General features: G+C 70.3%; 25 protein-coding genes, 1 tRNA gene and 1 pseudogene. 18 read left to right on the plus strand and 9 right to left on the minus strand.

All coding sequences use genetic code 11. The annotated features are described in order from the left end of the window. Positions 1-157: 157 nt before the first annotated feature. Both ACFMQL_RS16065 and ACFMQL_RS16070 read right to left on the minus strand, forming a co-directional pair. The gene (locus ACFMQL_RS16065; protein ID WP_378785991.1) at positions 158-1,639 is read right to left on the minus strand and encodes a polysaccharide deacetylase family protein; all 1,482 of its coding nucleotides are present in this window, start codon (positions 1,637-1,639) and stop codon (positions 158-160) included. A gap of 104 nt (positions 1,640-1,743) precedes the next feature. Further along, on the minus strand, positions 1,744-2,115 hold the full coding sequence (locus ACFMQL_RS16070; protein WP_364062513.1) for an NADH-quinone oxidoreductase subunit A: 372 nt from the start codon (positions 2,113-2,115) through the stop codon (positions 1,744-1,746). 663 nt (positions 2,116-2,778) lie between these two features. Between ACFMQL_RS16070 and ACFMQL_RS16075 the strand changes: the two genes are divergently transcribed. Genes ACFMQL_RS16075 through nuoH form a run of 3 tightly spaced genes read left to right on the plus strand, consistent with a single transcriptional unit; the run spans position 2,779 to position 4,815 of the window. Next, positions 2,779-3,330, plus strand: coding sequence for an NADH-quinone oxidoreductase subunit B (locus ACFMQL_RS16075; RefSeq protein WP_378785992.1), 552 nt, complete (start codon positions 2,779-2,781; stop codon positions 3,328-3,330). Further along, entirely contained in the window at positions 3,327-3,881 is a 555-nt protein-coding gene (locus ACFMQL_RS16080; RefSeq protein ID WP_364062516.1) for an NADH-quinone oxidoreductase subunit C, read from the plus strand. Before ACFMQL_RS16075 ends, ACFMQL_RS16080 begins: the two co-directional genes overlap by 4 nt. Then, complete coding sequence (nuoH, locus tag ACFMQL_RS16085) at positions 3,874-4,815, plus strand: NADH-quinone oxidoreductase subunit NuoH (RefSeq protein ID WP_364062519.1); 942 nt, start codon at positions 3,874-3,876, stop codon at positions 4,813-4,815. Before ACFMQL_RS16080 ends, nuoH begins: the two co-directional genes overlap by 8 nt. A gap of 173 nt (positions 4,816-4,988) precedes the next feature. Here nuoH and ACFMQL_RS16090 read toward each other — a convergent pair whose 3' ends face one another. Continuing rightward, positions 4,989-6,260, minus strand: coding sequence for a protein kinase (locus tag ACFMQL_RS16090; RefSeq protein WP_378785993.1), 1,272 nt, complete (start codon positions 6,258-6,260; stop codon positions 4,989-4,991). Positions 6,261-6,574: 314 nt separating this feature from the next. On the opposite strand from ACFMQL_RS16090, the gene ACFMQL_RS16095 reads away from it, so the two are divergent. The 8 genes and pseudogenes from ACFMQL_RS16095 (at position 6,575) to htpX (ending at position 16,031) form a co-directional block, all read left to right on the plus strand. Beyond that, positions 6,575-8,149: a 4Fe-4S binding protein gene (locus ACFMQL_RS16095; RefSeq protein WP_378790166.1), complete on the plus strand. Its 1,575-nt coding sequence runs from the start codon at positions 6,575-6,577 to the stop codon at positions 8,147-8,149. Continuing rightward, the gene (locus ACFMQL_RS16100) at positions 8,146-8,871 is read left to right on the plus strand and encodes an NADH-quinone oxidoreductase subunit J (protein WP_364062525.1); all 726 of its coding nucleotides are present in this window, start codon (positions 8,146-8,148) and stop codon (positions 8,869-8,871) included. Before ACFMQL_RS16095 ends, ACFMQL_RS16100 begins: the two co-directional genes overlap by 4 nt. Then, positions 8,871-9,167, plus strand: a pseudogene (gene nuoK, locus ACFMQL_RS16105) (NADH-quinone oxidoreductase subunit NuoK); the annotation flags it as partial. The gene ACFMQL_RS16100 and the pseudogene nuoK, both read left to right, overlap by 1 nt. Positions 9,168-9,727: 560 nt before the next feature. Further along, a complete protein-coding gene (locus tag ACFMQL_RS16110) occupies positions 9,728-11,758 on the plus strand; it encodes an NADH-quinone oxidoreductase subunit L (protein ID WP_378785994.1) in 2,031 nt (676 codons plus the stop codon). Then, positions 11,755-13,209 carry a NuoM family protein gene (locus tag ACFMQL_RS16115; RefSeq protein ID WP_378785995.1) on the plus strand — a complete coding sequence of 485 codons (1,455 nt, stop codon included), beginning with the start codon at positions 11,755-11,757 and terminating at the stop codon, positions 13,207-13,209. Before ACFMQL_RS16110 ends, ACFMQL_RS16115 begins: the two co-directional genes overlap by 4 nt. Beyond that, a complete protein-coding gene (locus tag ACFMQL_RS16120; protein WP_378785996.1) occupies positions 13,206-13,556 on the plus strand; it encodes a hypothetical protein in 351 nt (116 codons plus the stop codon). Before ACFMQL_RS16115 ends, ACFMQL_RS16120 begins: the two co-directional genes overlap by 4 nt. Next, positions 13,553-15,016, plus strand: a complete 1,464-nt coding sequence (locus ACFMQL_RS16125; RefSeq protein WP_378785997.1) for an NADH-quinone oxidoreductase subunit N — start codon at positions 13,553-13,555, stop codon at positions 15,014-15,016. Before ACFMQL_RS16120 ends, ACFMQL_RS16125 begins: the two co-directional genes overlap by 4 nt. 163 nt (positions 15,017-15,179) lie before the next feature. Then, positions 15,180-16,031, plus strand: a complete 852-nt coding sequence (gene htpX, locus ACFMQL_RS16130) for a zinc metalloprotease HtpX (protein WP_364062537.1) — start codon at positions 15,180-15,182, stop codon at positions 16,029-16,031. A 5-nt stretch (positions 16,032-16,036) separates the two neighbouring features. Here htpX and ACFMQL_RS16135 read toward each other — a convergent pair whose 3' ends face one another. Together ACFMQL_RS16135 and ACFMQL_RS16140 are read right to left on the minus strand one after the other, a co-directional pair. Then, positions 16,037-16,501 carry an NUDIX domain-containing protein gene (locus tag ACFMQL_RS16135; protein WP_364062540.1) on the minus strand — a complete coding sequence of 155 codons (465 nt, stop codon included), beginning with the start codon at positions 16,499-16,501 and terminating at the stop codon, positions 16,037-16,039. Between the two features lie 132 nt (positions 16,502-16,633). Next, positions 16,634-17,125: a YajQ family cyclic di-GMP-binding protein gene (locus tag ACFMQL_RS16140; protein WP_364062543.1), complete on the minus strand. Its 492-nt coding sequence runs from the start codon at positions 17,123-17,125 to the stop codon at positions 16,634-16,636. A 519-nt stretch (positions 17,126-17,644) separates the two neighbouring features. On the opposite strand from ACFMQL_RS16140, the gene ACFMQL_RS16145 reads away from it, so the two are divergent. Next, positions 17,645-17,729 (plus strand) — tRNA-Tyr (locus ACFMQL_RS16145). A gap of 234 nt (positions 17,730-17,963) precedes the next feature. Here ACFMQL_RS16145 and ACFMQL_RS16150 read toward each other — a convergent pair. Together ACFMQL_RS16150 and ACFMQL_RS16155 are read right to left on the minus strand one after the other, a co-directional pair. Further along, entirely contained in the window at positions 17,964-18,911 is a 948-nt protein-coding gene (locus ACFMQL_RS16150) for a hypothetical protein (protein ID WP_364062546.1), read from the minus strand. A gap of 724 nt (positions 18,912-19,635) precedes the next feature. Then, positions 19,636-20,637: a saccharopine dehydrogenase NADP-binding domain-containing protein gene (locus ACFMQL_RS16155; RefSeq protein WP_378785998.1), complete on the minus strand. Its 1,002-nt coding sequence runs from the start codon at positions 20,635-20,637 to the stop codon at positions 19,636-19,638. 39 nt (positions 20,638-20,676) lie between these two features. Between ACFMQL_RS16155 and ACFMQL_RS16160 the strand changes: the two genes are divergently transcribed. Both ACFMQL_RS16160 and ACFMQL_RS16165 read left to right on the plus strand, forming a co-directional pair. Then, positions 20,677-21,375, plus strand: a complete 699-nt coding sequence (locus ACFMQL_RS16160) for a TetR/AcrR family transcriptional regulator (protein ID WP_378785999.1) — start codon at positions 20,677-20,679, stop codon at positions 21,373-21,375. A 194-nt stretch (positions 21,376-21,569) separates the two neighbouring features. Further along, entirely contained in the window at positions 21,570-21,914 is a 345-nt protein-coding gene (locus ACFMQL_RS16165) for a hypothetical protein (RefSeq protein ID WP_364062555.1), read from the plus strand. An 82-nt stretch (positions 21,915-21,996) separates the two neighbouring features. On the opposite strand, the gene ACFMQL_RS16170 is transcribed toward ACFMQL_RS16165, so the two are convergent. After that, positions 21,997-23,016, minus strand: coding sequence for an aldo/keto reductase (locus ACFMQL_RS16170; protein WP_378786000.1), 1,020 nt, complete (start codon positions 23,014-23,016; stop codon positions 21,997-21,999). A gap of 165 nt (positions 23,017-23,181) precedes the next feature. On the opposite strand from ACFMQL_RS16170, the gene ACFMQL_RS16175 reads away from it, so the two are divergent. The 4 genes from ACFMQL_RS16175 (at position 23,182) to ACFMQL_RS16190 (ending at position 25,495) form a co-directional block, all read left to right on the plus strand. Next, positions 23,182-24,015 (plus strand): helix-turn-helix transcriptional regulator, encoded by an 834-nt coding sequence (locus tag ACFMQL_RS16175; protein ID WP_364062561.1) that lies wholly within the window; start codon positions 23,182-23,184, stop codon positions 24,013-24,015. 418 nt (positions 24,016-24,433) lie between these two features. Beyond that, a complete protein-coding gene (locus tag ACFMQL_RS16180) occupies positions 24,434-24,820 on the plus strand; it encodes a hypothetical protein (protein WP_364062564.1) in 387 nt (128 codons plus the stop codon). Then, the gene (locus tag ACFMQL_RS16185; RefSeq protein WP_364062567.1) at positions 24,817-24,951 is read left to right on the plus strand and encodes a hypothetical protein; all 135 of its coding nucleotides are present in this window, start codon (positions 24,817-24,819) and stop codon (positions 24,949-24,951) included. Before ACFMQL_RS16180 ends, ACFMQL_RS16185 begins: the two co-directional genes overlap by 4 nt. Continuing rightward, entirely contained in the window at positions 24,941-25,495 is a 555-nt protein-coding gene (locus tag ACFMQL_RS16190) for a hypothetical protein (protein WP_378786001.1), read from the plus strand. Before ACFMQL_RS16185 ends, ACFMQL_RS16190 begins: the two co-directional genes overlap by 11 nt. Before the next feature lie 9 nt (positions 25,496-25,504). Here ACFMQL_RS16190 and ACFMQL_RS16195 read toward each other — a convergent pair whose 3' ends face one another. Next, positions 25,505-26,035: an SMI1/KNR4 family protein gene (locus ACFMQL_RS16195; protein ID WP_378786002.1), complete on the minus strand. Its 531-nt coding sequence runs from the start codon at positions 26,033-26,035 to the stop codon at positions 25,505-25,507. Between the last annotated feature and the right edge of the window lie 15 nt (positions 26,036-26,050).

A 26,050-nucleotide genomic window follows, 5' to 3' on the forward strand; every position in this document is an offset into this window, starting at 1 on the left:
GCCACCTGAAGCGGGTAAACGCGGTCGGAGTCAGTCAGGGCGAGGTGAGAGAGCGACGACACAGCCCGGCGGCCAGCCTGCAGAGGTCTACATGCAGGCGGGCGAACAGGACGGTTCGGGTCACGAGCGCCAACTATACGTCCCCCCAACAGATGCGCTACGTCAGGGGCTGCTTACCCGGCAGCTCGTTCCCTGACCTGTACATGCGGCCGGCCTGCATCCCCACAGGGCCGTACAGCTCTGGAACGGTGACGAAGGTGTAACCGTTCCCGCGCAACCTTTTGAGGATGTCCGGAACCGCATCCACGGTTTCCCGATGAATGTCGTGCATGAGAATGATCGCACCTGGATGGGCCGCGTGCACGACCCGGTCCGCTATTTCGGAGGCATCCCTTGTGGACTCGTCCTTGGAGTCCACGTCCCAGGTGACCACCGCGCACCCCATCTGACGTGCGACATCGCGCACCTGAGGGCTCACCGCCCCGTACGGCGGCCGCACCAGCGCCGGCCGCTGCCCGATCACCTCCGACACCGCGTCCGAGGTCTTCCCCAGCGAGTCGGCGACATTGCTGCTCGGCTGTTTCGACAGGTCCTTGTGCGACCAGCTGTGGTTGCCGACCAGATGGCCCTCCATGCTCATCCGCCGGATCAGCGCGGGCTCTGTGGACACGCTTCCGCCGAGCGTGAAGAACGTGGCCCGCGCCCGGTGCTCGGCCAGCGTGTTCAGCAGCAGGCCCGTGTACGGTCCCGGGCCGTCGTCGAAGGTCAGCGCCACGCATTTGCGCACGCGGCAGTCCACGCCGCTCGCCCGGGTGCTCACCGCGTCGGGGCTGCTCGTAGGCGTGAACGACGGAACCTCAGGGGCCGCCGACCGCCTGGCCGCATCACGTACCGCCTGCTGCGCATGCCGACCCAGCTCCGACAGCAGCGGCGCCACCTGCTGTGCCGGGATCGCCACCGCCACCCGGCCGAGCGAGCACCTGCCGACCTCGCAGTCGTCGAATTCGACCACCAGGTCGCCGTTCCTGTTGAACGCCATCGAGTCGAACAGATCGGGGTCGGCCGTCACCCGGTTGCGCTCCACCTGCGCGCCGCGGTCCGCGAGCGCCTCCTTGACCAGCGCCGCCAGCCGTTCCAGCGCGGGCCGTCCCGACAGCAGCCCGGTCGAGCCGGCGGCCTTGCCGGTGTGCGGGTCGAACCAGTACGTACGGGTGGAGTTGCCCCAGCTCGTACCCAGGAATTCGCCGGTCCGCAGCCGGACGCCCACCGCGTCGGGGGAGGCGGCGGCGAGCTGCCAGTCCACGTTCAGCTCCGGCTTCGGCAGGATGGGGGCGTCGCCGCCGGTCGCGCGCCTGAACTCCTTGAGCTGCCGCTCGGCGCGAGCCTTCAGCGTCCGGTTCAGCGCGGAGGCGCCGGCCAGCACCGGGTACTTGATGTGCACATACCTGCCGGCCGCCGAGTCGCCGTCGGTGACGGTAGCGGTGGACAGGCCGACGACGGTGGCGGGATCGACGAAGTCGATCATCGTCGGCTCTGCCGGGACCACGATGTCCTTGCCGTTGGAGGCGGCGGCGAGACCGCAACCCGAGGCGGAGAGTGCCAGCAGAGCGATTCCGGCGCAGAATCGCGATTTATGCATGGATGTCAGGGTATGGGCGCGATCTTACGATTTACCCTGATTTTGTGTGATCAGTCCGGACACTTTGACCGCGCTGGGTAACCGCCTCGAACGGCTTGAGGGACCTATGTCCAGGTCAGGACCCGTTTCCGCCACGCGTACAGAATGCCGAGGGCGATGAACCCCAGGAAGACGAACATCTCCACGAGCGTCGTCAGCCCGTAACCGGGGGCGTCGAACACCGTGGCCCACGGGAAGAGGAAGACGGCGTCCACGGCGAAGACCACGTACAGGTACGTGAAAACGTAGTAGCGGATCTGCGACTGCGCCCACCCCTCGCCCACGGGGTCCACGCCGCACTCGTAGGTGGTCAGCTTGTCCGGCGTCGGCCGGGACGGACGGAGCAGACGGTTGGCGAGCAGCGCGCCGGCGACGATCGCGACACCGATGACGAGCAACGCGGCCACGAGCACGTAGGAGCCGAAGTAGCCGTCCATGCCCGGATCGTAACCCGCCCCGCGATTCCCACAAGAGGGTTGGCCCCCACCCTCACCCGCACTTTGCCGCCCGCCTCCCCACCCGCGCTTCGCTCACCCCCTCTCACCGCTCCCACACCCCCACCCCACCCCACCCGCGCTGTGCGGTCTGCCCGCGTTACGCGCCCCGCCCGCGTGGTGCGCCTCGCCCGCGCTGTGTGTCCTGCCCGCGTTGCGCGCGCCCCGTCTGCGTTTCGCGCCCTGCTTGCGCTGCGCCACCCCCGCTTGCGCTGCGCACCGGCGTCCGACCCCCACCGCGCCTTATCAGGACCTCGCCCCAGGCATCCAGCGCACTCCCACAGCCCTGAGACCCTGCAAGAGGTCGCCCGCGCGCCACCCCAGCGCGCCCAAGCGCACCACGCCTGCGATCCGGGACGCCCGAGATGCCGCCAGAGTCCAAGTCGCACCACGCCTGCGACCGCGAGACCCCTGCGACGCTGAAACGCGAGACGCCAAGCGCCTGCGACGTTGCGACGCTGAGACTTCGGCGATGTCTGAGACGCTTGGGCCGCCGCCGGAACCCCGCGCACTTCGTGGAGAAAACTTGACCCCCACGAGACTCGGCCGCACCACCCCCCGCACACCTTTCTTTGCCTGCATCCTGATCCGCGCAAGAATGGCCGTATGGCAGCAACGGACCTCCCGATGCCCACAGTGGGCCCGGTCTCGCGATTGGCGCCCAAGCCGATGCGCTTCATCCTCAACTGGGGCCGCCGCTATTCGCTGTGGGTGTTCAACTTCGGGCTGGCCTGCTGCGCCATCGAGTTCATCGCGGCGTCCACCAGCCGCCACGACTTCATCCGGTTCGGCGTGATCCCGTTCGCGAACGGCCCGCGCCAGGCCGACCTGATGATCGTCTCGGGCACGGTCACCGACAAGATGGCCCCGGCGGTCAAGCGCCTCTACGAGCAGATGCCCGACCCCAAGTACGTCATCTCGTTCGGCGCCTGCTCCAACAGCGGCGGCCCGTACTGGGACTCCTACTGCGTCACGAACGGCGTCGACCAGATCATCCCCGTCGACGTCTACGTCCCCGGCTGCCCGCCGCGCCCCGAGGCCCTGCTGTACGGCATCACCAAGCTCCAGGAGAAGATCGCCGGCGAGAAGCTCACCGACCGCTACGTCTGGTCGCGCCCCCACGCGGACGAGCCGCCCGCGGGCCGGGAGCAGGCGTGAACGCCGACCACGCCGCCCGGCTGGCGGACCATTTCGGCGACCGCGCCCAGGTCACGGAGTCCTACGGCGACACCACGGTGGACGTGGAGCCGTCCGACTGGACGAATCTCCTCCGATTCGTCCGCGACACCCTCGACTACGCCTTCTTCGACTGGCTGACCGGCGTCGACGAGCCACCGGAGGCGTTCGCGGTCGTGGCCCACGTCTACAGCCCGAGCGCCGGCAGCAGGCTGCTCCTGCGCACCCGCGTACCGCGCGACAACCCGCACCTCCCCACCGCCGTGCCCATCTACCGGGGCGCGAACTGGCACGAGCGCGAGACGTACGAGATGTTCGGCGTGATCTTCGACGGGCATCCCAACCTCGTCCCGCTGCTGCTGCCCGACGGCTTCGAAGGCCACCCGCTGCGCAAGGATTTCATTCTCGCCGCCCGCGTGGCCAAGCCCTGGCCCGGCGCCAAGGAGCCCGGCGAATCAGGACACGGCGCCCCGAGCCGCCGCAAGACCCTTCCGCCCGGAGTTCCAGCCGACTGGGGGCCTCCTGATGCTTGACGTGGTGCTGAGCTTCGTCGTCATCCTCGTCGTGTTCCTGGTGCTGCCGTTGATCGTCGGTCAGACGGAGCACAAGGTCATGGCTCACATGCAGTCGAGGCTCGGCCCCATGTACGCGGGACGCTTCCACGGCTGGGCGCAGCTCATCGCCGACGGCGTGAAGTTCGCCCAGAAGGAGGATGTCATCCCGGCCGCGGCCGACCGCCGCATCTTCATGATCGCCCCAGGCGTGGCGCTCGTCCCGTACCTCGTCGTCCTGATCGCGATCCCGCTCGACCGCGGCCTCGTGGCCGTCGACCTCGACCTCGGCCTGTTCTTCGTCCTCGCCGTCATGGGCGTCGGCGTGCTCGGCTCGATCATGGCCGGCTGGGCGTCGGCCAACAAATACTCGGTGCTCGGCGGCATGCGTTCCGCCGCCCAGCTCATGTCGTACGAGCTGCCCCTCGTTCTTGCCGCCTCCTCGGTCGCCATGGCGGCGGGCACCCTGTCACTCCCCGGGATCGTCGAGGCCTGGCAGTGGTGGTGGCTGCCCTGGCAGGCGATCGGCGGCGTCGTCTTCTTCCTCGCGGGCCTGGCCGAGCTGCGCCGACCGCCGTTCGACATGCCGATCGCCGAGTCCGAGATCATCATGGGCCCGATGACCGAGTACACCGGCATGCGCTTCGCGCTCTTCATGCTCACCGAGTACGTCGGCATCGTCGTACTGTCGTTCCTGACCACCGTGCTGTTCCTCGGCGGCTGGCACGGCCCGTTCCTGCCCGGCTGGATCTGGACGCTGGCCAAGGTCTTCTTCCTGTCCTTCGTCGTCATCTGGCTCCGCGTCACCTTCCCCCGGTTCCGCGAAGACCAGCTCCAGAAGCTCGCCTGGGCCGTCCTCGTCCCCCTGGCCCTCGTCCAGCTCGCCCTCACCGGCCTCGTCAAGGTCCTCACCTGACGCCATCCGCGTGCTACCTGCGTCCCCCCGGCCACCGTGACCCGCGGCCATCGTGACCCGCGGCCATCGTGACCCCCGGCCACCGAGACCCCGGCCACCGTGACCCCCGGCCACCGAGACCCCGACGAACAACGACCGCCTGAGCTCCGGCGAGGGCCGCTGACCCCCGAAGCTCAGCGCACAATCGACAACATCACATCCGAAGCAGACGGACGATCCGCAGGCTGCTTACTGAGGCAGGCGCCAACGATGCCGCGTAAGGAGGGCGGCACCGCCGACAAATCGGGCTCGTGATTGAGCACCCGGTTGAACACGGCAGGCACCGTGTCCTCCCCGAACGCCGGCCGCCCGGTCGCCGCGAACACCATCGTCACCGCCCAGCTGAACACGTCGGACGGCGGCCCCACAGGCTCGCCCTTGAGCTGCTCGGGCGACATGTACGGCGGAGTGCCCACCATCTTCCCCGACGTCATCGTCACCTGGTCGAGCGCCCGCGAGATGCCGAAGTCGATCACCCGCGGCCCGTCGTTCCCGATCAGCACGTTGCTCGGCTTGAAGTCCCGGTGAACGACCCCGGCCTTGTGGATGGCCGCCAGCGCCCCGGCTGTGGATAAAGCCAGCCGCGTCAGGCTGTCCGCGTCCCGGGGACCGTGCGTCCTGACGAGCTGCTCCAGCGACGGTCCGTCCACGTACTCGCTGACGATGTACGCGTGCTGCCCCCCGATGTTCACGTCGAGTACCCGGGCTGTGGAAAACGTGGCCACCCGCCGCGCCGACTCGACCTCCCGCGCGAACCGCGCCCGCGCCACCTCGTCCACCAGATCGTGCAGCACCTTCACCGCGACCTGCGTCCCGTTGGGCGCCATGGCGAGGTAGACGGCCCCTTGACCGCCGCGCCCGAGCTGCCGCAGCACGCGGTAATGCCCGATCCACTCCGGCTGCTCAGGCGGCCGCCGCTGGGAGGGCGCGGTTATGCGTTGCCGCACGTCGGGAGGGGTGTGCCGCATGTCGGCGGGAGGGGTGTGCCGCAACTCGGCTGGAGGAGTGTGACGCATCTCGGCAGGGCGATGCCGTACGTCGGCGGGCGGCATCGGCGCATGGACCATCGGGGCGGGGCCCAGCCGCGCCTTGACCATGGACGGCACCAGGATCCCCGAGTGGATGGTCCCGCCGATCCAGCTGATCACCAGTCCGAGGGTGACGAGCATCGACAGCTCCGTAGGAGCGAGCTCGTACTCGTACGTGAGCGCGGTCAGAACGAACGACCCGATGCCGACCGCATAGACGCAGGCAGCGACCCCATGCCAGACGTTGCGCAGCCAGATGGCCGCGATCCCCATCGTGACCGGGGTCGCGACGCCGCAGGTGACCAACGGCAGGCAGGCCCACACAACGGCGGCCGCCCATCGCAGGCCACTCGGCCGGATCGGATCGCTGTGCTGCATGGCCGAGAGACTATCGCCCTGCGATCGGTTCATTCCGGGCATGCACACAGTCTGTGGATAACTAGCCCTCAGTCTGTGGATAGCTGTGGAAAACCTGGGGACAACCGACTCCCTCATTCACGTCCGCCCCCAAGTGCGCCATGATGTTGAACATGGGGCGGATGCCGGGAGTGGGACTGGTGAAGGGGTTGTCGATCACCCTTCGCCACATGCTGCGTAAGTCGGTTACGCAGCAATATCCCGAGGTCAAGCCCGCCCTGCCGCCCCGGAGCCGCGGGGTCATCGCACTGGTCGAGGAGAATTGCACCTCCTGCATGCTCTGTGCCCGAGAGTGCCCCGACTGGTGCATCTATATCGATTCGCACAAGGAGACGATCCCGGCCCCCGAGGGCGGCCGCCCCAGGCAGCGCAACGTCCTCGACCGCTTCGCGATCGACTTCTCGCTGTGCATGTACTGCGGCATCTGCATCGAGGTCTGCCCGTTCGACGCGCTCTTCTGGTCGCCGGAGTTCGAGTACGCGGAAGGCGACATCCGTGACCTCCTTCACGAGAAGGAGCAACTGGGCGCCTGGGTGCAGACCGTCCCTCCGCCGCCCGCCCACGATCCGGGCGCGGAACCGCCCAAGGAGCTGACGGCCGCCCGCCGCCCCGCTCGTACCCCTCGCCCCCGCCCCGCCGCCGACCAGCCCGCGGCCCGGCCACAGGGTGCTTCCGGTACGGGCCAGGCGGCCGCCTCGGCTCCTGCCACGGACCAGGGAACCAAGCCGCCGTCCGGCACGGTCCAGGCAGCCGAGGCAACTCCCGGCACAGGCCAGGGAGCCGAGGCGACGCCTGGAACCCAGCAGAGGGCTGTGTCGACGCCTGGCACCGAGAGTGGAGCGGTGCCACCGCCCGGCGCTGGCCGGAGGATCGCGCCGTCGTCATCCGTCGGCGGGGGGATGACGCCGCCGTCCGCTGCTGATCAAGGCGGGACACGGTCGTCCGGCGCCGCTGCGGACACCAGAGCACCGTCCGGCGCGGGCGGGGAAGCCACGTCGGCGTCCGGCGCGGGCGGAGAAGCCACGCCGGCGTCCGGCGTGAGTGGGGAAGCCACGTCGGCGTCCGGAACCGCCCAGGGCACTCCGTCCGCCGAGCCGGGCCCCACGACCAGGCCGTCCCGCCCGGGTGGCCGTGCTCGCCGCGTGATGACGAACGTACGGGGAATCCGCCCTCCGGGTTCCCTGCCGACCCCGGACACTCCTACCGTCACCCCGGCCACTCAGTCCCAAGCGCCCGCCGAAGAGGCGAAGGGAGGTCCCACCTACCCAGGGCAGGCCCTCCAGCCCGGCGACGCCCGCCCCGGTGACATGGGCTCTGGCGAGGTGCGTTCCGGCGACGCAGGTTCTGGCGACGCCCGCTCCGGTGATGCCGGGTCTGGCGACGTGCGTTCCGGCGACACCCGCCCTGGCAACGCGCGCTCCGGTGACGCGGGCTCCGGTGACGCGGGCTCCGGCAACGTGCGCTCAGATGGCGCTGAGGCCGGCGACGGTCGTTCGGACGAGGCACGAGAAGCACGAGACGAGGCACAACCCCGAGACAACGACACGGCCCGCGACAACTCCACAAGTCGCGACAACGACGCAGTTCCAGGCAACGACACAGCTCAAGGCGACAACCTCACAACCCAAGACAAGCCCGTAACGCAAGACCGAGACGGGGCTTCATCCACAGGCGACCCGCCTCCAGGCAAGTTGTCCACAGCCGAGGGCGAGCCGCCGCCGAAGCCCGATCAGCCAGGGCAGACTTCTGCCGCGAGCCGCCGCCGGCGCAGGATGGCCGATCCACGGTCCATCAGGCCCCCAGGGCGGCTCGGTCCTGACGAGCCGAGGGAGTCCGAGGAGGAGTCGTGACCGAGGCGGTGCCCTCCTACCTGTCACCCACCGGGCAAGAGATCGTCTTCTTGCTGCTGGGAGCGGTAGCGGTTGGATCGGCGCTGCTCGTCGTCATGACCAAGCAAATCGTCCACGCGGCCCTCTGGCTCGTGGTCTGCTTCGGTGCGCTCGCCGGAGGCTACCTCGTGCTCACGGCCGAGTTCGTGGCCTGGGTCCAGGTGCTCATCTACGTGGGCGCGATCATCGTGCTGCTGCTGTTCGGCCTCATGCTCACCCGGGCGCCCATCGGCCGCTCAGCCGACCTCGACAGCGGCAACAAAGTGGTCGCCGCCGTGGTGGCGGTGGCGACCGCGGCGATCCTCGTCACGGTCGTGATCGATGGTTTCCGTACGGCCTACACACCCCTCACCCCGGGCCCCGGCGCCGCAGGAGAGCTCGGCGCCAGCATCTTCGCCACGTGGGTCCTGCCCTTCGAGGCACTGTCAGTGTTGTTGCTGGCCGCCCTGATCGGCGCCATCGTCCTATCCCGCACCGACATCCGCGGCCCCGCACCCGCCTCGGGCGGCACACCGGGTGAGCAACCGGACGGCGGCGACTCCGGCACGGCGCGCCTCAACCCGCAGAGCACGCCGCCTCCAGGTGAGCCCGTAGCCGCCGCACCGCCTGATCAGACGGCGGAGCCGTCGTCGGACGACCGTACTGTCGGCGGCACCTCTCCCGACCAGACCGGGGGGCAGTAGTGCACATCGTCTATCCGGCCGTCGTCTCCGCGCTCCTGTTCTCCATCGGCGTCTACGGCGTGCTCGCGCGGCGCAACACGATCCTCGTGCTGATGTCGGTCGAGCTGATGCTGAACGCGGTCAACCTCAACCTGGTGGCGTTCGACGTGTGGCTGGGCGACCGTCTGCACAGCGGGCAGGTGCTCACCCTCTTCGTCATCGTCATCGCCGCCGCCGAGGTGGGGCTGGGCCTGGCGATCGTCCTGGCGCTCTACCGCAACCGCCAGACCATCGACATCGACCACCTCCGCGCCCTCACCGAACCCGCCCCCGACCCCACCGGCACGCCTACCGAGCCGGCGGCCCTCGACCCCACCGGCACGCCTACCGAGCCGGCGGCCCTCGACCTCGCAGGAACGCCCACCGAGCCGGCGGTCCTCGCCCCCGCAGAAACGCCCACTCAGTCGGTCGGCGGCCCTTCTGTGCGACCAGAGTTCGCGTCGGCTTCGGCGTCGGACGTCGCTTCTAGGCGACCCGATGCTGTGACGGGATCGGAGCCGGACTTTTCTTCGGCCCCCGAGGCGGCGCCCGCTCCGGAGGCCGACGTTGCCGCTGGGCAGCCGGAGACCGAACCTGCTTCTGAGCCGGGCGTTGCCGCTGCACGGCTTGGACCCGCCTCGGGCCCGCAACCGGATCATCCTGCGGAGCGCGCCCCGCAGCCGGATGGTCCTGCGGAGCGCGGCCTGCAGCCGGATGGTCCTGCTGAGTACGGCCTGCAGCCGGATGGTCCTGCGGAGCGCGGCCTGCAGGCGGATCAGCCTGCCGAGCACCTCCCGGAGGAGTCCGAGCACCGCGTCAACCGAGGCGGTGGTGATTGATGACGAACTTCCCGTTGCTGGCCGTGCTTCTGCCGTTCGTCGCCGCGGCGGCCGGTCTGCTGCTCTCCCGCTGGCGTCCCGGCAGGCCACCGGCGGGCACCACAGGCGCCGCTCGCGCGGCTGACGCAGCCGACACTGCCGGTACCGACGGCACAACCGCTGCCGGCACTGCCGGTACGGCTGGCTCCCGCGCCGGCATTGCTGGTGCCCCTGGCTCCCGCGCCGGCACTGCCGGTACCGCTGGCTCCCGCAGGGCGGCGTGGATCGCCGTCGTCCCCACCGCAGCCTCAGCCGTGCTGGCCGTCTGGCTGGCGTGGACGCCGGGCTTCTCCTACTTCACGGGGGCCCAGCACCCCCCACCCACAGGCCAGACCTACGGCACGATCATCACCGGCGGCGTCCCGATCTCCCTGACCCTCCAGGCCGACGCGCTCTCCGCCGTCCTAGGCGTCCTGGTGACGCTCGTGGCGCTGGCCGTACAGGTCTACTCGGTCGGCTACCTCAAAGACGACTCGCGCTACCCCTCCTACAGCGCCTTCGTCAGCCTGTTCACCAGCGCGATGCTCCTCGTCGTGTACGCGGGCGACCTCCTCGTCCTCTACGTGGGCTGGGAGATCATGGGCCTCTGCTCATACCTTCTCATCGGCCACTGGTGGGAGGATCGCGGCAATTCGCGCGCCGCGGTGAAGGCCTTCCTCGTGACCCGCCTGGGCGACGTCGGCTTCCTGTTCGGCATCTTCGTGCTGGGCATGGGGGCGGGCAGCTTCCGCATCGCGGACGTCCTGGCGAAGGTGCCCGAGATGTCCGCGGCGACGCTCGTGACGGCCACGATGCTGCTGCTGGCGGGCGTCGCGGGAAAGAGCGCCCAGGTGCCGCTGCACACGTGGCTGCCGGACGCCATGGCGGGCCCGACCCCGATCAGCGCGCTGATCCACGCCGCCACGATGGTCGCGGCCGGCATCTTCATCGTGGCCAGGCTGTTCCCGGCGTTCGTGGCCGCGCGGCCCACGCTCGACGTGCTCGCCGTCATCGCGGCGCTCGGCATGCTGGGGGCCGCGCTGGCCGCGCTCGCCCAGGACGACCTCAAGCGCGTCCTCGCCTACTCCACGGTCAGCCAGCTCGCCTACATGGCCGGCGGGCTCGCGGCAGGCTCCGACACCGCGGCCGTCTTCCACCTGCTGACGCACGGCGCGTTCAAGGCGCTGCTGTTCCTATGCGCGGGCGTGGTGATCCACCACGTCGGCTCCAACCTGATGACGCGGATGGGCGGCCTGCGCAGGGAGCTGCCGGTGACGTTCGTGGCGATGACAATCGGGTTCGCCGCCCTGATGGGCCTCCCGCCGGCCAGCGGCTTCTTCAGCAAGGACGGCCTGCTGTCCGCGATGGACGACGCTCTGTCCGGCCAGAGCCTCACCGACGCTGCGGCGCTTCTCCTGTACGGGTGCGCGCTCGCGACCGTGGCCGTCACCGGCGCGTACGCCACCAGAGCCTGGCTGCGCACGTTCTTCGGCGAACCGAGAGCCGTGGCGCTCAAGGAGCCGGAGCCCGGCACCGCCCATGTCGTGGACGCCCGAGAAGCCCCGCGCACGATGCTCGTCCCCGTCGCGGTCCTGGCCGTGCCCGCCCTGATGCTGGGGTTCGCGGGCGACCTGCACGTCGAGCTCGGCGTGGCCGCCGTCAGCGTGGTGCTCGCGGTGCTGGGCGCGGGCGTCGTCTACGCGTTCTGGCGCAGCGACCCCCTCGCCGACCCGGCCCGCCTCCTCGGGCCGCTGCAGGCGCCGTGCGAGCGCGCGTTCTACGTCGGCACCGCGTACGCGGCCCTGTTCGTCCGCCCGATCCTGGCCCTGTCCACAGGGGTGGTCAGGACGGACGACACGGTCGTGGACGGCGCGGTACGCGGCTCAGGCAGGGCCGCCCGCGGCCTGTCAGGGGTGCTGCGCCTGGCCCAGAACGGCAACGTCCAGCTCTACGTGAGCGGCCTCCTGGCCGGGGTCCTGTTGATCGCAGTGGGGGCGGTGGTGTTCACATGATGGCGTGGATCCCGGTCGTCCTCCTTGCCGTGCCCCTGCTGGGGGCCCTGATGCTCCTGATCGCGCCGCGCGCCCTGCACCCCGTGCTCCGCCCGTACGGACTGATCCTGTCGGCCGTCACGCTGGCCGCGAGCCTCGTGCTCGTGGCGGCCTTCGACTACGGACGCCCGGCCGCGATCCAGTACGAGCTGGACCTGCCGTGGGTGCCAGGGCTGGGGATGCGGTTCCACCTCGGCGTCGACGGCATCTCGCTGCCGCTGATCACGCTGACGGCGTTGCTGACGTTCCTGTGCTTCGTCTACCTGTGCTGGGGGCGCGGCACCGCACGCGAGTTCATGAACGCCAGGCCGCGGGCGCTGGTGTTCACGCTGCTCGTGCTCGAAGTCGGCATGATCGGCACGTTCCTGGCGCTCGACCTGCTGCTGTTCTTCGTCTTCTTCGAGATCGTCCTCATCCCGATGTACTTCCTGATCGGCATCTGGGGCGGGGACGGACGCAGGGCGGCGTCGGTCAAGTTCATCCTCTACACGCTGCTCGGCTCGGTCGTCATGCTGCTCGGCCTGCTGCTGGTGTGGGCGCAGGCGGGCACGCTGGACATCGTGGCGCTCAACGCCTCCCACGGGGCCGGGATGTCGAGGTCCGTACAGATCCTGGCGTTCGTGGCGATCGGGGCGGGCTTGGCGGTCAAGACGCCGATGTGGCCGCTGCACACGTGGCTGCCCGACGCACACACCGAGGCGCCCACCGTCGGGTCGGTGCTGCTCGCGGGCGTGCTGCTGAAGATGGGCACGTACGGTTTCGCCCGGATCGCCATCCCCGTCCTGCCCGAGGGCGCGGAGGCGGCGGCCCCGTGGCTGGGGGCATTCGCGGTGGTCGGCATCGTGTACGGCGCCCTCGCCTGCCTGGCCCAGCGCGACCTGAAACGCATGATCGCGTACTCGTCGATCGGCCACATGGGCTTCGTCCTGCTCGGCTTCGCCACGCTCACCCCGGTCGGCACCAACGGCGCGCTCTTCGCGAACGTCGCTCACGGCCTCATCACCGGCCTGCTGTTCTTCCTGGCAGGCGCGATCAAGGAACGCCACCACACCGCCGACATGCCTGCCCTGGGCGGCGGCCTGCTGGCGCGGCTGCCCAGGCTGGGCTCGCTGCTGACGTTCGCGGCGATCGCCTCGCTGGGACTGCCGGGGCTGGCCGGGTTCTGGGGCGAGATGCTGGCCCTGCTCGGGGCGTTCCAGCCCGCTGACGCGCTGCCGCGCGGGCTGTTCCTCACGTACATGGTGATCGGGGGACTGGGCGCGGTCCTGACGGCCGCGTACTTCCTGGTCATGCTGTCGCGCGTCACCCACGGACGGCCGCGTGCGGCGGACGAGGCGGAGACCGGCCCGGCGGCTGACACGGCGACTGACGCGGCGACTGACGCGGCGACTGACACGGGGCCGGCGCGGTGACCGGCTCGGGCGGCGGCGCGGCGATCGCGGTCGCGGAGCGTACGGATGCCGGGCTTTCGCCGGGTGCGACGACCGACGTGGCGGAGCGTGCGGATGCCGCGCTTTCGCCTGGTTCGACGACCGGCGTCGCGGAGCGTACGGACGCGCTTCCGCCTGATGCGACGACCGGCGTGGCGGGACGTACGGACGCCGCGCTTCCGCCCGGCGCGACGATCGACGTCAAGCCCAACGAGTGGCTGGCCTGGACCCCGCTGGTGGTCCTGACCCTGCTGTTCGGCCTCTGGCCGGGCCTGCTGCTCTCCCTGACCACACCCCCCGTGCAGGCGCTGCTGGGAGCACTGTCATGATCCAGCAGATCGACTACTTCGTGATCGCGCCCCCGCTGGTGCTCGCCCTGTCGGCGGCCCTGGTGCTGCTGCTCGACGCGTTCCTGCCGGCCCGCCCGGTGCTCAGCGGGGTGCTCGCGCTGGCGGGGATCGCGGTCGCGGCCGGGTTCGTGGTCGCTCAGGCGGCGGGAACGGGCTCGAGGTCGACGTTCTGCGTGCCGCAGCGGCTCGGTGGCACGGCGGCGACGTGCTCGTTCGTGGCCGACGGGTTCACGCTGGTCTTCGCCGGGCTGGTGCTGGTGGCCGCCGCGGTGGTCGTCCTGATGTCGATGACCGAGCTGGCCGGCGGCGGCATCCCCGTCGGCGAGTGGTACTTCCTCCTGCTGTGCACCATCGTCGGCGCCGTCACCCTGCCCGCCTCCCGCGACCTGATCATGCTCGTGGTCGCGCTCGAACTGGTCTCCCTCCCGGTCTTCGCCCTCACCGCGCTCAAACGCTACGACGGCCGCGCGTCGGAGGCGGCGGTGAAGCTGTTCGTGGTCTCGGTGGTCTCAACCGCGATCATGCTGTTCGGCGTGTCGCTCCTGTACGGCATCTCGGGCACGGTCTACCTGTCCCGCCTGTCCGGAGTGTTCAGTGGCCAGGTGGCGGCTCCTGGGGCCCCTGAGGGCCTGCCCGCGGTCGTCACGGTCGGCGTGGTGCTGGTGGTCGCCGGGTTCGCGTTCAAAATCGCCGCGGTGCCGTTCCACTCATGGGCGGCCGACGTCTACCAGGGCGCGCCCATCCCGGTCGCCGCGCTGCTCTCGGTCATCTCGAAGGCGTCCGGTTTCGCCGGTTTGATCCTGGTCCTGGTCGCCGCGCTCGGCGGGCAGGCGGCCACGTGGGCGCCGATCGTCGGCATCGTGGCCGCGCTCACCATGACCGCGGGCAACCTGCTCGCGATGCGCCAGCACTCCGTCGTACGACTGCTCGCGTGGTCCTCGGTCGCGCAGTCCGGCTACATCCTGGCGCCGCTCGCGGTCACGGGCACGGCCGCGGTGCGCTCGTCCATCGCGTACCTCGTCATCTACGCCGCCATGAACCTCGGCGCGTTCACCGTCGTCATGCTCGTCTCCAAAACCGAGCTCGACGACTACCGCGGCCTGGTGTTCCGGCGCCCCGCGGCCGGGCTGGCGCTGGCGTTCTGCCTGATCTGCCTGGCCGGCCTGCCGCCGGGGCTGGCCGGGCTGTTCGCGAAGGTGTTCGTCTTCCGCGAGATCGTCGCGGGCGGCGCCGGCTGGCTGGCGCTCGTCATGGCCGTCAACACCGTGATCGGCCTCTACTACTACGCCGTCTGGACCGCCCGCCTGTTCGCACCCGGCAGCCGGGCGCCGCTCTCGCCGCCCGCCACCGCCTGGTACGCCATGGGCGTGGCCGTGGTGGCGGCCGTGCTGTTCTCACTCGCGCCGCAGCTCGTCCTCGACATGGCCTCCCTGACCTGAGCCCTCGATCCTGGCTCGTGAAACCCGCCCCCGGCCTGAAACATCGGCCCTGGCCTGAGACCCCGGCGCGTCGCGCTGCGCCTCCACGTGAGCACATTGGGGAACGAAGAGCCGGGCCATCGACGTTGGACGTGGTGGAACCCGGACCACGAAGGGGGGGACCTTGCACCACAACGGTCTGCGCACCGCCGTGTTGCTCGGCGGTCTGTCGGCGCTGATTCTCGCGGTGGGCGCGTGGTTGGGCGGCGGCACCGGTGTGCGGATCGCGCTCGTGCTCGCCCTGGCGAGCAACGGCGTGGCGTACTTCTTCTCCGACCGCATCGCCCTGTCGGCGATGCGCGCCAGGCCGGTCAGCGAGGTCGAGCAGCCCACCCTCTACCGGATCGTCCGCGAGCTGTCCACGCAGGCCCGCCAGCCCATGCCGCGGCTGTACATCTCGCCGACGGTGCAGCCCAACGCGTTCGCGACCGGCAGAAATCCGCGCAAGGCGGCCGTGTGCGTCACGTACGGGCTGACCCAGCTGCTGAACGAAGACGAGCTGCGCGGCGTGATCGGACACGAGCTGTCCCACGTCTACAACCGCGACATCCTGATCTCCTCGGTGGCCGGCGCGCTCGCCACGATGATCACCTGGCTCAGCTACGTGTCGGTGTTCTTCGGCGGCTCGGACGACGACGAGGGGCCGGGCTTCGTCGGCGCGCTGCTGATGATGGTGCTGGGGCCGGTGGCGGCCACCATGGTGCAGATGGCGATCTCCCGTACGCGGGAGTACCAAGCGGACGAATCGGGCGCCCGGCTCACCGGCGACCCGCTCGCGCTGGCCTCGGCCCTCCGCAAGATCGAGATGGGCGCGCGCCGGCTTCCGCTTCCCGAGAACAGCCGCCTGACCTCGGCCTCGCACATGATGATCGCGAACCCGTTCAGCGGCTCCGGCTTCGGCCGCCTGTTCTCCACCCACCCGCCCACCTCCGAGCGGGTGGCCCGCCTCGAGCGGATGGCGGGCTACCGCCGCTGACGCCTCTACGGACCCGTGGTGATCTTCCGCAGGATCACCGCGAGGTCCTCGGGGTAGACGGTCTCGTCGGTGGCGTCCAGCTCCTCGGCGCTCCACCAGCGGTGCCCGAGCGTCGTGTCCTTCTCGATCTGCTCCATGTGATCGAACGACACCGCCGCCTGCCCGCCCAGCCGGATCGCGAAGAACGCCTGATCCTGGGTGAAGGCGTAATCGCCCCACTCGAACTCGACCAGCGCCTCGGCGTGCGGCCCCGTGAACTCCTCGGGCCGCGCCCTGACGCCGATCTCCTCGTACAGCTCGCGCGCCGCCGCCTCCTGGAGCGTCTCACCGTCCTCGCGCGCCCCGCCGATGGTGAACCAGAACCGCCTGTCCGGCTGGGCCGGATCGAGACCGTGCAGGAGGAGAACGCGGTCATTCTCGTCGATGGGCAGCACGCGGGCCGTGAACCGGCGCAGGGGAATTTTCGCCACGCCTATGGAGCATACGCACCGCTTACCGGATCGTTATGAGGCGGCTCGGGGCACACGGCGCGATGGGTCGCCGCATGCCCCGAATACGCTCTCCGCGATCGTACGAGCCGGCGCAGCATGCCCGCGGACCGGCTAGCGGTAGTTCACGAACTGCAGGGCGATGTCCAGGTCCTTGCCCTTGAGCATGGCGATGACCTGCTGCAGGTCGTCCTTCTTCTTGGAGCTGACCCGCAGCTCGTCGCCCTGGATCTGCGCCTTGACCCCCTTCGGACCCTCGTCACGGATCATCTTGGAGATCTTCTTGGCGTGCTCCTGGTCGATGCCCTCCTTGAGGCTCACCAGCAGGCGGTACTCCTTGCCGGACAGCTTCGGCTCACCCGCGTCCAGGATCTTCAGCGACAGCCCGCGCTTGATCACCTTCTCCTTGAACACGTCGTACGCCGCGTTGACGCGCTCTTCACTGTTGGCCTTGAGCTCGATGTTGTTCTGCCCGGACCAGCTGATGCTCGCCCCGGTCCCCTTGAAGTCGAAGCGGTGCCCCAGCTCCTTGACCGTCTGGTTGAGCGCGTTGTCGACCTCCTGCCGGTCGATCTTGCTAACGATGTCGAAAGATGAATCGGCCAAAGCACCCATCCTCTCAGCTGCGGTGAAACCGGCCCGGCCGTTCGAACGTACGGACCCAGCGCACGAGCCTAGCCAGCATCGGCCCGCCGTGCAGGTTCGCGCCCCCTTGGTCACGTCGTACGGCGACCCTTCCCGTACGCCCGAGACCTCCCCTTCGCGCCTCGTTGGCTCGGGGCCGCTGTCTGGGCTTCCCACATCGGGCCGGCCACCGTGCCGGCGCCAGGCTTTCCGCACCGGGCCGGCCGGGCTTCCTGGGCGTGGCCGCCCGGGGCTCCGCACGGGGCGTGTCCGGGCCTCCGGCTTGGGCGGCACCCGTGGCACCCCGCGCGGGGGCGTCCAGGAGTACCGCCTGGGCCGTTCGGGGCGCCGCGCGGGGCGTCCGGGGAGCGCTCGGTCGCAGTCCGGGGCGGCGTCAGGGCCGCCTAGATCAGATTAGATCCGGCTCCGGGACAAACCGGTGTCACGTACACCTCCGAAGTCCGCTATCCTTCTTTCTGTCGCCGCGAGAGCGGATGGCAAGGCAGGTTGCCCGAGTGGCCAAAGGGAGCGGTCTGTAAAACCGTCGGCTCAGCCTACGCAAGTTCGAACCTTGCACCTGCCACCAGCAGTAAGTGCAGCTCAGAGGCCCTACGGGGCCTCTTCTGCATTTCCGGGGTATGCAGCCAGAGGCAGCCCTGAGCGGCCCGTTGTCGGTGGTCGCGGGATATACGCGGGATGGAGCTGAGGGGCGTTCCCCCAGGTCGAGGCCCGTGTTGCGGGGGCTTCGCGGGATGGCGAGGCCCCGGGAACGGCGAAAGGCCCCGGGGGAGCCGGGGCCTTTCGAGTTCGGATCGTGATCTCATGCGGTGAGGACGTCCGCGATCCGCTGGTTCACGATCTCCTCCTGGCCGTCGATGCACTTGGCATAGACCCGCAGCAGCACGTCCACCCCGTGGCCGGCGCGGGCGGCGACTTCCGGGGCCGGGACACCGCCGTTGAGCCAGAGCGAGACGGCAGCGTGGCGAAGGTCATACGGTCGCCGGGCGAGCGGCGAGGCGACTTGGGCGGGTGTGAGGGCGAGGGTGCGGGCTTCCTGCCAGACCTCGGTGTAGGCCGTCGAGGCGACCACGCCGCCGCGTTCGCTGCGGAACAGCCGCCCGTCCGGGGCCACGCCGAATTCCTCGATGTGTTGCCGGAGGATCTTCACCAGTTCTGGAGGGATGGGGATGCGGCGGACGTCGTCTTGGCCCCGGTGTTTGAGGCCGCGTAGCTCGTGGGTGTCGCCGGTGTCGGTCCAGCGGCGGTTGACCTCGGGGCGGGAGCTGTCGAGCGTGATGTGACCCCAGCCCTCGGCTGGGAGGTGGCAGTCTTGCTCGCGGAGACCGACCGCTTCGGCGGGGCGGAGCGCGGCGAAGTACATGCAGGCGAACATGGCCATCAGCCGCCGGCCCCGGCCCTTGCCGTTGCGCTGGCGCTTGCCCACGTAGGTGAGCGCGATCAGGAGTTCCCGGGCTTGGCGGGGGTTGACCACGACCCGCGGATCCACGGTCTCGGTCGTCTTGGGGACCTTCCACTTGATGCGGTGCAGCGGGTTGGACGGCAGCTCTTCCAGCTCGACGGCGTACTCGAAGAGGTGGTGCAGGACGGCGCGCTTGCGCCGGATCGTGTTGGCGCCGGCCTGCTTGCCGTCGAGGCGGAGCGCGAGGGCGTCCAGGGCCGGGCGGACCGCCTTGGTGTCGTTGAGATCCTGCATGGTGAGCGATGCGGTCTCCAGCCAGCGGACGGCCCGTGCGATGTCGGCGGGCATATCCGGGCGTTTGGCCTCGGGGAGCAGGACGTAGTGGCGTAGGGCCTTGCGGAGGAGTGCTGGGTCCGGGCGTCCGGGCTTGTCTCTTGTCAGGGCCGGGAGGGCTGTTGCGAGGGCGTCGGACATACTGTCGCGGCTCTTTGCCGCCGCGTACGGCCTCTCGTCCAGGGTGAAGGCGCCGGGGGGCGGCCCAATCGAGGAACTTCTCGTAGATCCAGGCGGCCTGACCCGCCGGGGAGTCGGTCAGGGCGTAGCCGATGGTCTGCGGCCGGGTGCGCTGCAGCAGGTGGTAGCCGGAGTGGACATGGGCGCACGTCTCGCCCTGGGCCAGGGCCGCGGCCTCTTCCCGGGTCGGCTCGTCGCCGGCCGGCGGCAGGGCGAGGAACTCGGGGAAGTTGAGGTGGACGGCGCGCAGGCCGTCGGGGCGCTGCTTCCCCATGCGGGTGGCCACCACGCCGCCCCAGTCGCCGCCCTGCGCCAGGTAGGAGTCGTAGCCGAGGCGCCGCATCAGCACCGGTTGCGGGCCGAGCGCTTGACGCCGGGGACTACGCGTGGGCCCCACGAGAGGGCTCGTGAGATCCCCACGTGCGTGGGGAGCACTCGGCGGACGGGGCCTGATTGCCCTGCGGCGACGCTGTGCCCGTCGGTGCGCGGTGACGTGATGTCCGCCGGCCTTGATCCGTGGGTTCTGAGTTCGAGGCGCTTGGGGGTCCTACCGGCGGCCTTACTCTCCATGGCGCCGGCCGTCGATGTCGAGGGCGAAACCTTCGGCGGCCAGCTCGGTCAGGAAGGTGATCGGGTCCACCAGGTGCTCGATGTGGTGCACGCCGGCCTTCGCCTGCGGCAGGTGGCGGACGAGCAGGGCGGCGGCGCGGCCGGTCGCGCGGCTCTGTGAGCGCCCGCTGAAGGACGCCCGCGCGGTGCCGGCGGTGACCGTCACGGCGAAACCGTCGCTGCCGAGGTGGACCTTCTCCAGGGTCTTGAGCAGCAGGTGTCGTACGCGGGGGCGGCGCAGTAGCCCGGCGATCGCGGGGCGGCGGGCGGCGGCGAGCATCGTGGTGAAGAGGCGGGAGTCAAGGCACAGGCCCGTGCGGGCGGACGGCACGGCGATCGTCCGGGGCAGCGTGTACTGGTCGGAGAAGGGGAAGCGGTGGACGGTGCGCGCGCCGTACGGCTCGGGGAAGGTCATCGTCCAGGAGCCGTTGAGCGTGCCGAGCCCGTCCAGGGTCCAGGCGATCGCCGCCGAGCCGTGCCGCTCTCCCGAGCCGAGCAGCACGCCGATGTCGAGGCCGTTGCCGGGCGAGCGCTCGGCGACCACGCGGGCCAGCAGGTTGGAGACGCCGGGTACGAGCCCGACGCTCAGGGCGGCGGTCGCGCCGCGCGCCGTGGCGAGATCGTCCAGTTCCTCGATCGCGGCCAGCACGTCAGGCGAGGCCGATACGTCGACATAGCCGATGCCGCGTTCCAGGCAGGTGCGGGCGACCGACGCGTTGCCGGTCTCGGCGCACATGAGCACCGTCGTGACGCCATTCAGCGATGCGGCCAGATCGGCGGGGTCGGCGGCGTCCACGCGTACCGATGTCACACCGGGGATGGGCCGGGCCTGAGCCGGATTGCGTCCGGCGACGATCACCTTCGTGCCAGGGCGTTCCGCCAGGGCCAGGGCGGCCTCGCGGCCGACCGCGCCGTACCCGCCGAGGATGAGGACCGATCTTTTCGTAGTCACACTACAAGAATGTTTTTGTAGTGACGCTATAGTCAAGTCGTGAGCACGGCACCACGACACGACAGCGGCATCCGTACGGCGAGGAAAGGCGACGGCAGGGCCGCACGGGCCAGGGCGACGCGCGCCCGCATCCTGGCGGCGGCCACCGAACTGTTCACCACGACCGGCTACGCCGGCACGAGCATCAACGCCATCGCGGCCAAGGCAGGCGTGGGCGAGCAGACCGTCTACTACGCTTTCAGCACCAAGCGGGCCATTCTCACCGCGGCCCTGGATGTGGCTGTCGCGGGCGACGACGAGCCCGTGCCCACCCTCGAACGCTCTTGGGCGCGGGAGGCGATCGCCGATCCGGACCCGCTCGGGCAGCTCCGCCGCCAGGTGGCCGGCGCCGGGGACATCTACCTCCGTGCGGCCGCCCTCCTGGACGTCGTACGCAGTGCCGCCACCGCCGATCCCGACCTCGCCGCGGTCTGGTCCACGAACCTCCGGCAACGCCTCACCGTACTCCGGGTCTTCGCCGAAGCGCTCGCCCGCAAGACGCCCCTGCGCGACGGGCTCACCAGCGAGCTCGCGGCCGACGTCGCGCTGACCGTCCTGTCCCCCGAGACGTACAACCTGCTGGTCCGCGACCGCGGCTGGAGCCATGCGCGGTGGCGGGACTGGGCACTCGACGCCCTCGTCGGCATGCTCACCACGCTGCCCCGCCCCGTTCGGTCGCTCGACGACCGGGAGCGATGATCAGAGCCTGTGGATCGGCTCGGGGACGTACCCTGCCTGAGTGGTCGAATCGAAGGTCGCTGAGCGGGCCGACGCTGGCGCGCCGGCCGGGAAGGCTGGCGGCGCTGCCCTGCGATCTCGTCTGGGCCACCACCTGGGAAGAGGAGGCGAACGCCGAGATAGCACCCCGAATCGGACTGCCACGCCTGCCGGTCGTGACCTGGCCGGAGACATCCGGCGAGCACGAGCGCGAAGACCGATGGTTCGGGCTCTGCTGGAAGACCCGCACCCTGGTGACATGGGCGGCCGGACGCTCGTTCGCCTGGGTCGACGACGAGATCACCGACGCCGATCGCACCTGGGTCTCCACGCACCACAGCGGCCGGGCACTCCTTCACCACGTGGAGCCGTTTCGAGGACTCACCAACGAAGACATCGCAGTCCTCGATCGATGGCTTCGAGCCCCGTGCCCGCGATCCGCGAAATTGATGGCGGTCGCGAAGGCGTCGGTCGGGGTCAGTGCGTTCCGCTCAACTCACGCTGCCGTTCCTGAGCGGTGAGCGGGTCGTGCTGAGCCTTGCCTCGTACGCCGGCTTGCCGTGTGCCAGGGCCGGACCACCCCCAGGGCAGGCCTTCGAGCGCTCAGGCCGCCGAGCGGAGCCCGGCGGGGCGGCGGCGGAGGGTGGGGTCGAGCAGCGCCGGCGGCTTGTACTCCTGGTCGAGCGCGGTGACGTCGGTGCCCGGTGGGACGATCTTGTCGATCCGGTCGAGGATGTCGTCGGACAGCTCGACGTCGGCCCCGGCCAGCAGGTCGTCGAGGTGTTCCATGGTGCGCGGGCCGAGGAGCGCGGCGGTGACGCCCGGGTGGGCGATGGTGAACGCCATGGCCAGGTGGGTCATGGGCAGGCCGGCCTCCTCGGCGAGCGGGATGAGCTGTTCGACGACGTCGATGCGGCGTTCGTCGGACAGGTGGCGGGAGAACCGGACGCGTTTGAGGTCGTTCCCGCCGCCCTTGCGCACCCGGCCGGTGAGCAGGCCCTGGCCGAACGGACCCCACACCATGACGCCCATGCCGTACTCCTGCGCCAGCGGCAGGACCTCCCGCTCGATGCCGCGGTTCAGGAGCGAGTACGGCGGCTGCTCGGTGCGGAACCGCTGCAGCCCGGCGCGTCCGGCGGCCCACTGGGCCTGCACGATCATCGAGGCGGGCGTCGTCGAGGAGCCGATCACGCGTACCTTGCCTGCCCTGACGAGGTCGGTCAGAACGGAGAGCGTCTCCTCCAGGTCGGTGTCCGGGTCGGGCCGCTGGAGCTGGTAGACGTCGATGTGGTCGGTGCCGAGGCGGCGCAGGGAGTTCTCGACGGCGGCGGTGATCCAGCGGCGGGAGGCGCCCTGCTGGTTGACGCCCTCGCCCATGGGCAGGCCGACCTTGGTGGCCAGGACGACCTCGTCACGGCGGCCCTTGAGTGCCTTTCCGACGATGTCCTCGGAGTCGGCGTAGCGGTCGGCGGTGTCGATGAGGTTGATCCCGGCGTCGATCGCCTTGTGGATGATCCGGACCGACTCGTCCGGGTCGTTGCCCATCTGGCTGGCGAACATCAGCGTGCCCAGTCCGTACGGGCTGACCTTGATCCCGGTACGCCCGAGGTTGCGATACTTCATGAACGTGCTCCTTCGGTCCCGACCGGCGAGTGGGTCCCCGCCGGCCACCGCCCGTCGGCCGGTGCGTCCACCTTCCGCGGACCCGCGGGCATCAGCCAGTGCCCGCCACAGCCAGTGGACCCGCAGTACCACGACGGGACAGGGCCGAATGCCCATACTGGGGAGATGACCGGATCCACGGATCTCGGCAGGGCGTTGCACGCCTGGCGGGATCGTACGAAACCGGCCGAGGTCGGCCTGCCGGACGACGGAGGACGCCGCGCGCCCGGCCTGCGGCGTGAGGAGCTCGCCCAGCTCGCCGGCCTGTCCGTCGACTACATCGTGCGGCTCGAACAGGGCAGGTCGACGAACCCGTCCCCGCAGGTGCTGTCCGCGCTGGCTCGGGCGTTGCGGCTGACGATGGCGGAACGTGAGCACCTCTTCGTGCTCGCCGGTCAGGCGGTGCCGGGCCCCGGGCAGATCTCCGACCATGTGCCGGCAGGCGTCCAGCGCCTGCTGGATCGGCTGACCGGCACCCCGCTGAGCGTGTACGACGCCGCATGGAACCTCATCACGTGGAACCGGCTGTGGGCCGCGCTGTTCGGCAACCCGCCCGCGCAGCGCGGCTTCGGGAGGAACGCGGTGTGGTGGTCCTTCGTGGAGCCGCCCGCCGGATACCCCCAGGCGGTGAGCAGGGAGACGGGTCACCGCGCCGCGTTCGTATCCGACTTGAAGGCGGCGTCGGCTCGCTATCCGAAGGACGCCGGACTGGCCGCACTGATCGATGAGCTCCGTGCCCGGAGCGAGGACTTCGCGGCGCTGTGGGACTCCGGCGTGGTGGGTGTGCACGAGCCCTTGACCAAGACGGTCCGGCACGCGAGCGTCGGCGAACTCACCCTCGACTGCGACATCCTCGCGGCGCTCGGCACCGATCTGCGGATCATGGCCTTCACGGCGGCGGAGGGCAGTGAGACGGCCGAGCGGCTGCGCCTGCTGGAGGTCGTGGGCGCCCAGGTCTGACGGGCACCGGAACGGGCACACGATCGGGCAGCATCGCCACCGGAGGTTCGCCGGGGCCGATGCCTCTACACGGCCGGCAGCAAGCGAGCTGACGAGAGGTGATCGGTGGGGTGATCCCTCCGGGAGAGGAGCGCCGTCGCCAGAGCGTGAAGTGGGGCGACGGAGACGCATCATGCCGCTGCATGATCGAATCCACGTCGCGCGGATTGAGACGTGCCGAGTACGGTGAGCGCTGATCGGGGCGGAAGCGGTGCGGGGGCCGCCATGGCGTCGAGGTGGGTTGTGGCTCGTCGGAGACGGCGCGCTGCGGGTGCGGTGATCGGGACGCTGGTGGTGCTCACCGGTCAATGTGGTCAGTGATCATCTGCCCGACGGGGTTACGGCGTATCGGTGGGCGTTGATCGCCGGCCTTGTCGCGGTGACGTTACTGATCGTCTGGTCGGCGTGGCCGGCTGGGCGGCGGGTTCGTGGCGAGCTGTTCCAGGTGCCGGTCATGCCGTCGGGGTGGGTGGCCCGGGAAGAGCTGAACGTTGTGGTGCGGGCTTTGACGAGAGCTGCCACGGGGACGGTAGGGGTGACGACCGACGTGCTGGGCCGGGCCGGGCAGGCGGTCGAGTACGACTCCGGCGAGTTCGCGCCGCCGGACTACCGGGGGGCCACCAGGACCCGGCTGGTGATCGACCCGGCTTCCGGCAGGCCCCTTTCCCTCGAAGTCCGATCCGCCGCGGACAGCGGGCTCCTGACGTACACCGCGATCAGGGACAGCCGCTGGGCGGACACCAACCCGTTGAAGGAGCACCGATGAGATTCCCCCTCGCCGTCGCCGCCGGCCTGCTGGTCGCCGGTGCAGCCGCCGTCCCGGCGTCCGCCGAGGCTCCGGAGGGCGCGTGCGCCGCCGGGACCGCCGCCCGGACCGTGCCGCGACGTGCACCGTAGCGTCTTCGAGCTGCTGGAACGCCTGCCGCAGGCCGCCATGCTCGTGCTGTCGGCGACCTACGAGGTGATCGCCTGGAACGACCTTGCGGCGGCTCTGCTCATCGATTTCTCCGCGTTGTCGCGGCGTGATCGCAACCTCGTCCGGTACGCCTTTCTCGGTCCGCGCGAGGGTGAGACCCGGCTGCCTGTCCTGATGGAGGAGGATCGGGTGGCGTTCGGGCGGGAGGTGACCCGGCGGTTGCGGGCCGCCGCCGCGCGCTATCCAGGGGTCGCCGAGGTGGAGGAGCTGGTGGCGGAGCTGCTGGAGGGGAGTGCGGAGTTCGCCGAGCTGTGGGCCTCGCACGACGTCTCGCCTGAGCCGAGCATGGGCAAGACCCTGCGCCATCCGCTGGTGGGGCCGGTCACGCTCCACTGCAATGTGCTGGACATCTCCGATCGGGATCAGCAGGTCGTGATTTATACGGCTGAGCCTGGTTCTCCGGATGAGGAGGCGCTCAGGCTCGTCTCCGTCGTCGGTACGCAGCGACTCACCGTGCCCGCCTGATCGGGCGCGTCAGCGGCACATCGCGTCGATGACGTCCGGGAAGTGCGGGAACTCCGCGCGGGCGGCCTCCACGATCTCCGCCGGTGAGCGGCGGCCACCCGGCGCGTGGTGTTCGGCGATCGCGCGGAAGCCCTCGTTCGGCTCGGCGGCGCAGCCGGGGTCGCCGAAGGCTTCGGCGGGGCCCAGGCCGGCGGCGAAGAGCCAGAGCAGGTCCCCGAGGTCGCGGGCGATCACGCCGCGCTCGCCCTCGGAGCCGAGGTACACGACGGGCTGCTCGGAGACGGCCGCGCCCGGCCGGACGAGCCAGAAACCGGCGTAGCCGCCACCCCCGGTCGTGCCGAAGAAGCGGAACTCCCGGCCGTCCACCTCCGGGTTCCCGGTCCACAGGCGCAGCCACCACGCCGTACGCTCGGGCGCCTCGAACCGGTCGTACGGCTCGAAGTCGATGCCGCGGGCCTCGTCGGCCTCCTCGTCCCACTCCCACTCGAAGCCGATCCCGGCCACTTCGGCCAGGGCATCGGGCAGCGCCAGATCCGCCATCCTCGGAAGGGTAGA

This window comes from Nonomuraea fastidiosa, from assembly GCF_042751225.1.
Lineage (GTDB): Bacteria > Actinomycetota > Actinomycetes > Streptosporangiales > Streptosporangiaceae > Nonomuraea > Nonomuraea fastidiosa.

Excerpts from the sequence above, each read along its gene's own strand:
- ACFMQL_RS16070 (WP_364062513.1), bottom strand. The coding sequence starts at position 2,115 with ATGGACGGCTACTTCGGCTCCTACGTGCTCGTGGCCGCGTTGCTCGTC.
- nuoH (WP_364062519.1), top strand. The coding sequence starts at position 3,874 with ATGCTTGACGTGGTGCTGAGCTTCGTCGTCATCCTCGTCGTGTTCCTG.
- ACFMQL_RS16075 (WP_378785992.1), top strand. The coding sequence starts at position 2,779 with ATGGCAGCAACGGACCTCCCGATGCCCACAGTGGGCCCGGTCTCGCGA.
- ACFMQL_RS16195 (WP_378786002.1), bottom strand. The coding sequence starts at position 26,035 with ATGGCGGATCTGGCGCTGCCCGATGCCCTGGCCGAAGTGGCCGGGATC.
- ACFMQL_RS16175 (WP_364062561.1), top strand. The coding sequence starts at position 23,182 with ATGACCGGATCCACGGATCTCGGCAGGGCGTTGCACGCCTGGCGGGAT.
- ACFMQL_RS16095 (WP_378790166.1), top strand. The coding sequence starts at position 6,575 with ATGCTCTGTGCCCGAGAGTGCCCCGACTGGTGCATCTATATCGATTCG.
- ACFMQL_RS16065 (WP_378785991.1), bottom strand. The coding sequence starts at position 1,639 with ATGCATAAATCGCGATTCTGCGCCGGAATCGCTCTGCTGGCACTCTCC.
- ACFMQL_RS16115 (WP_378785995.1), top strand. The coding sequence starts at position 11,755 with ATGATGGCGTGGATCCCGGTCGTCCTCCTTGCCGTGCCCCTGCTGGGG.
- ACFMQL_RS16090 (WP_378785993.1), bottom strand. The coding sequence starts at position 6,260 with ATGCAGCACAGCGATCCGATCCGGCCGAGTGGCCTGCGATGGGCGGCC.
- ACFMQL_RS16185 (WP_364062567.1), top strand. The coding sequence starts at position 24,817 with ATGAGATTCCCCCTCGCCGTCGCCGCCGGCCTGCTGGTCGCCGGTGCA.
- ACFMQL_RS16125 (WP_378785997.1), top strand. The coding sequence starts at position 13,553 with ATGATCCAGCAGATCGACTACTTCGTGATCGCGCCCCCGCTGGTGCTC.
- ACFMQL_RS16170 (WP_378786000.1), bottom strand. The coding sequence starts at position 23,016 with ATGAAGTATCGCAACCTCGGGCGTACCGGGATCAAGGTCAGCCCGTAC.
- ACFMQL_RS16150 (WP_364062546.1), bottom strand. The coding sequence starts at position 18,911 with ATGCCCGCCGACATCGCACGGGCCGTCCGCTGGCTGGAGACCGCATCG.
- ACFMQL_RS16110 (WP_378785994.1), top strand. The coding sequence starts at position 9,728 with ATGACGAACTTCCCGTTGCTGGCCGTGCTTCTGCCGTTCGTCGCCGCG.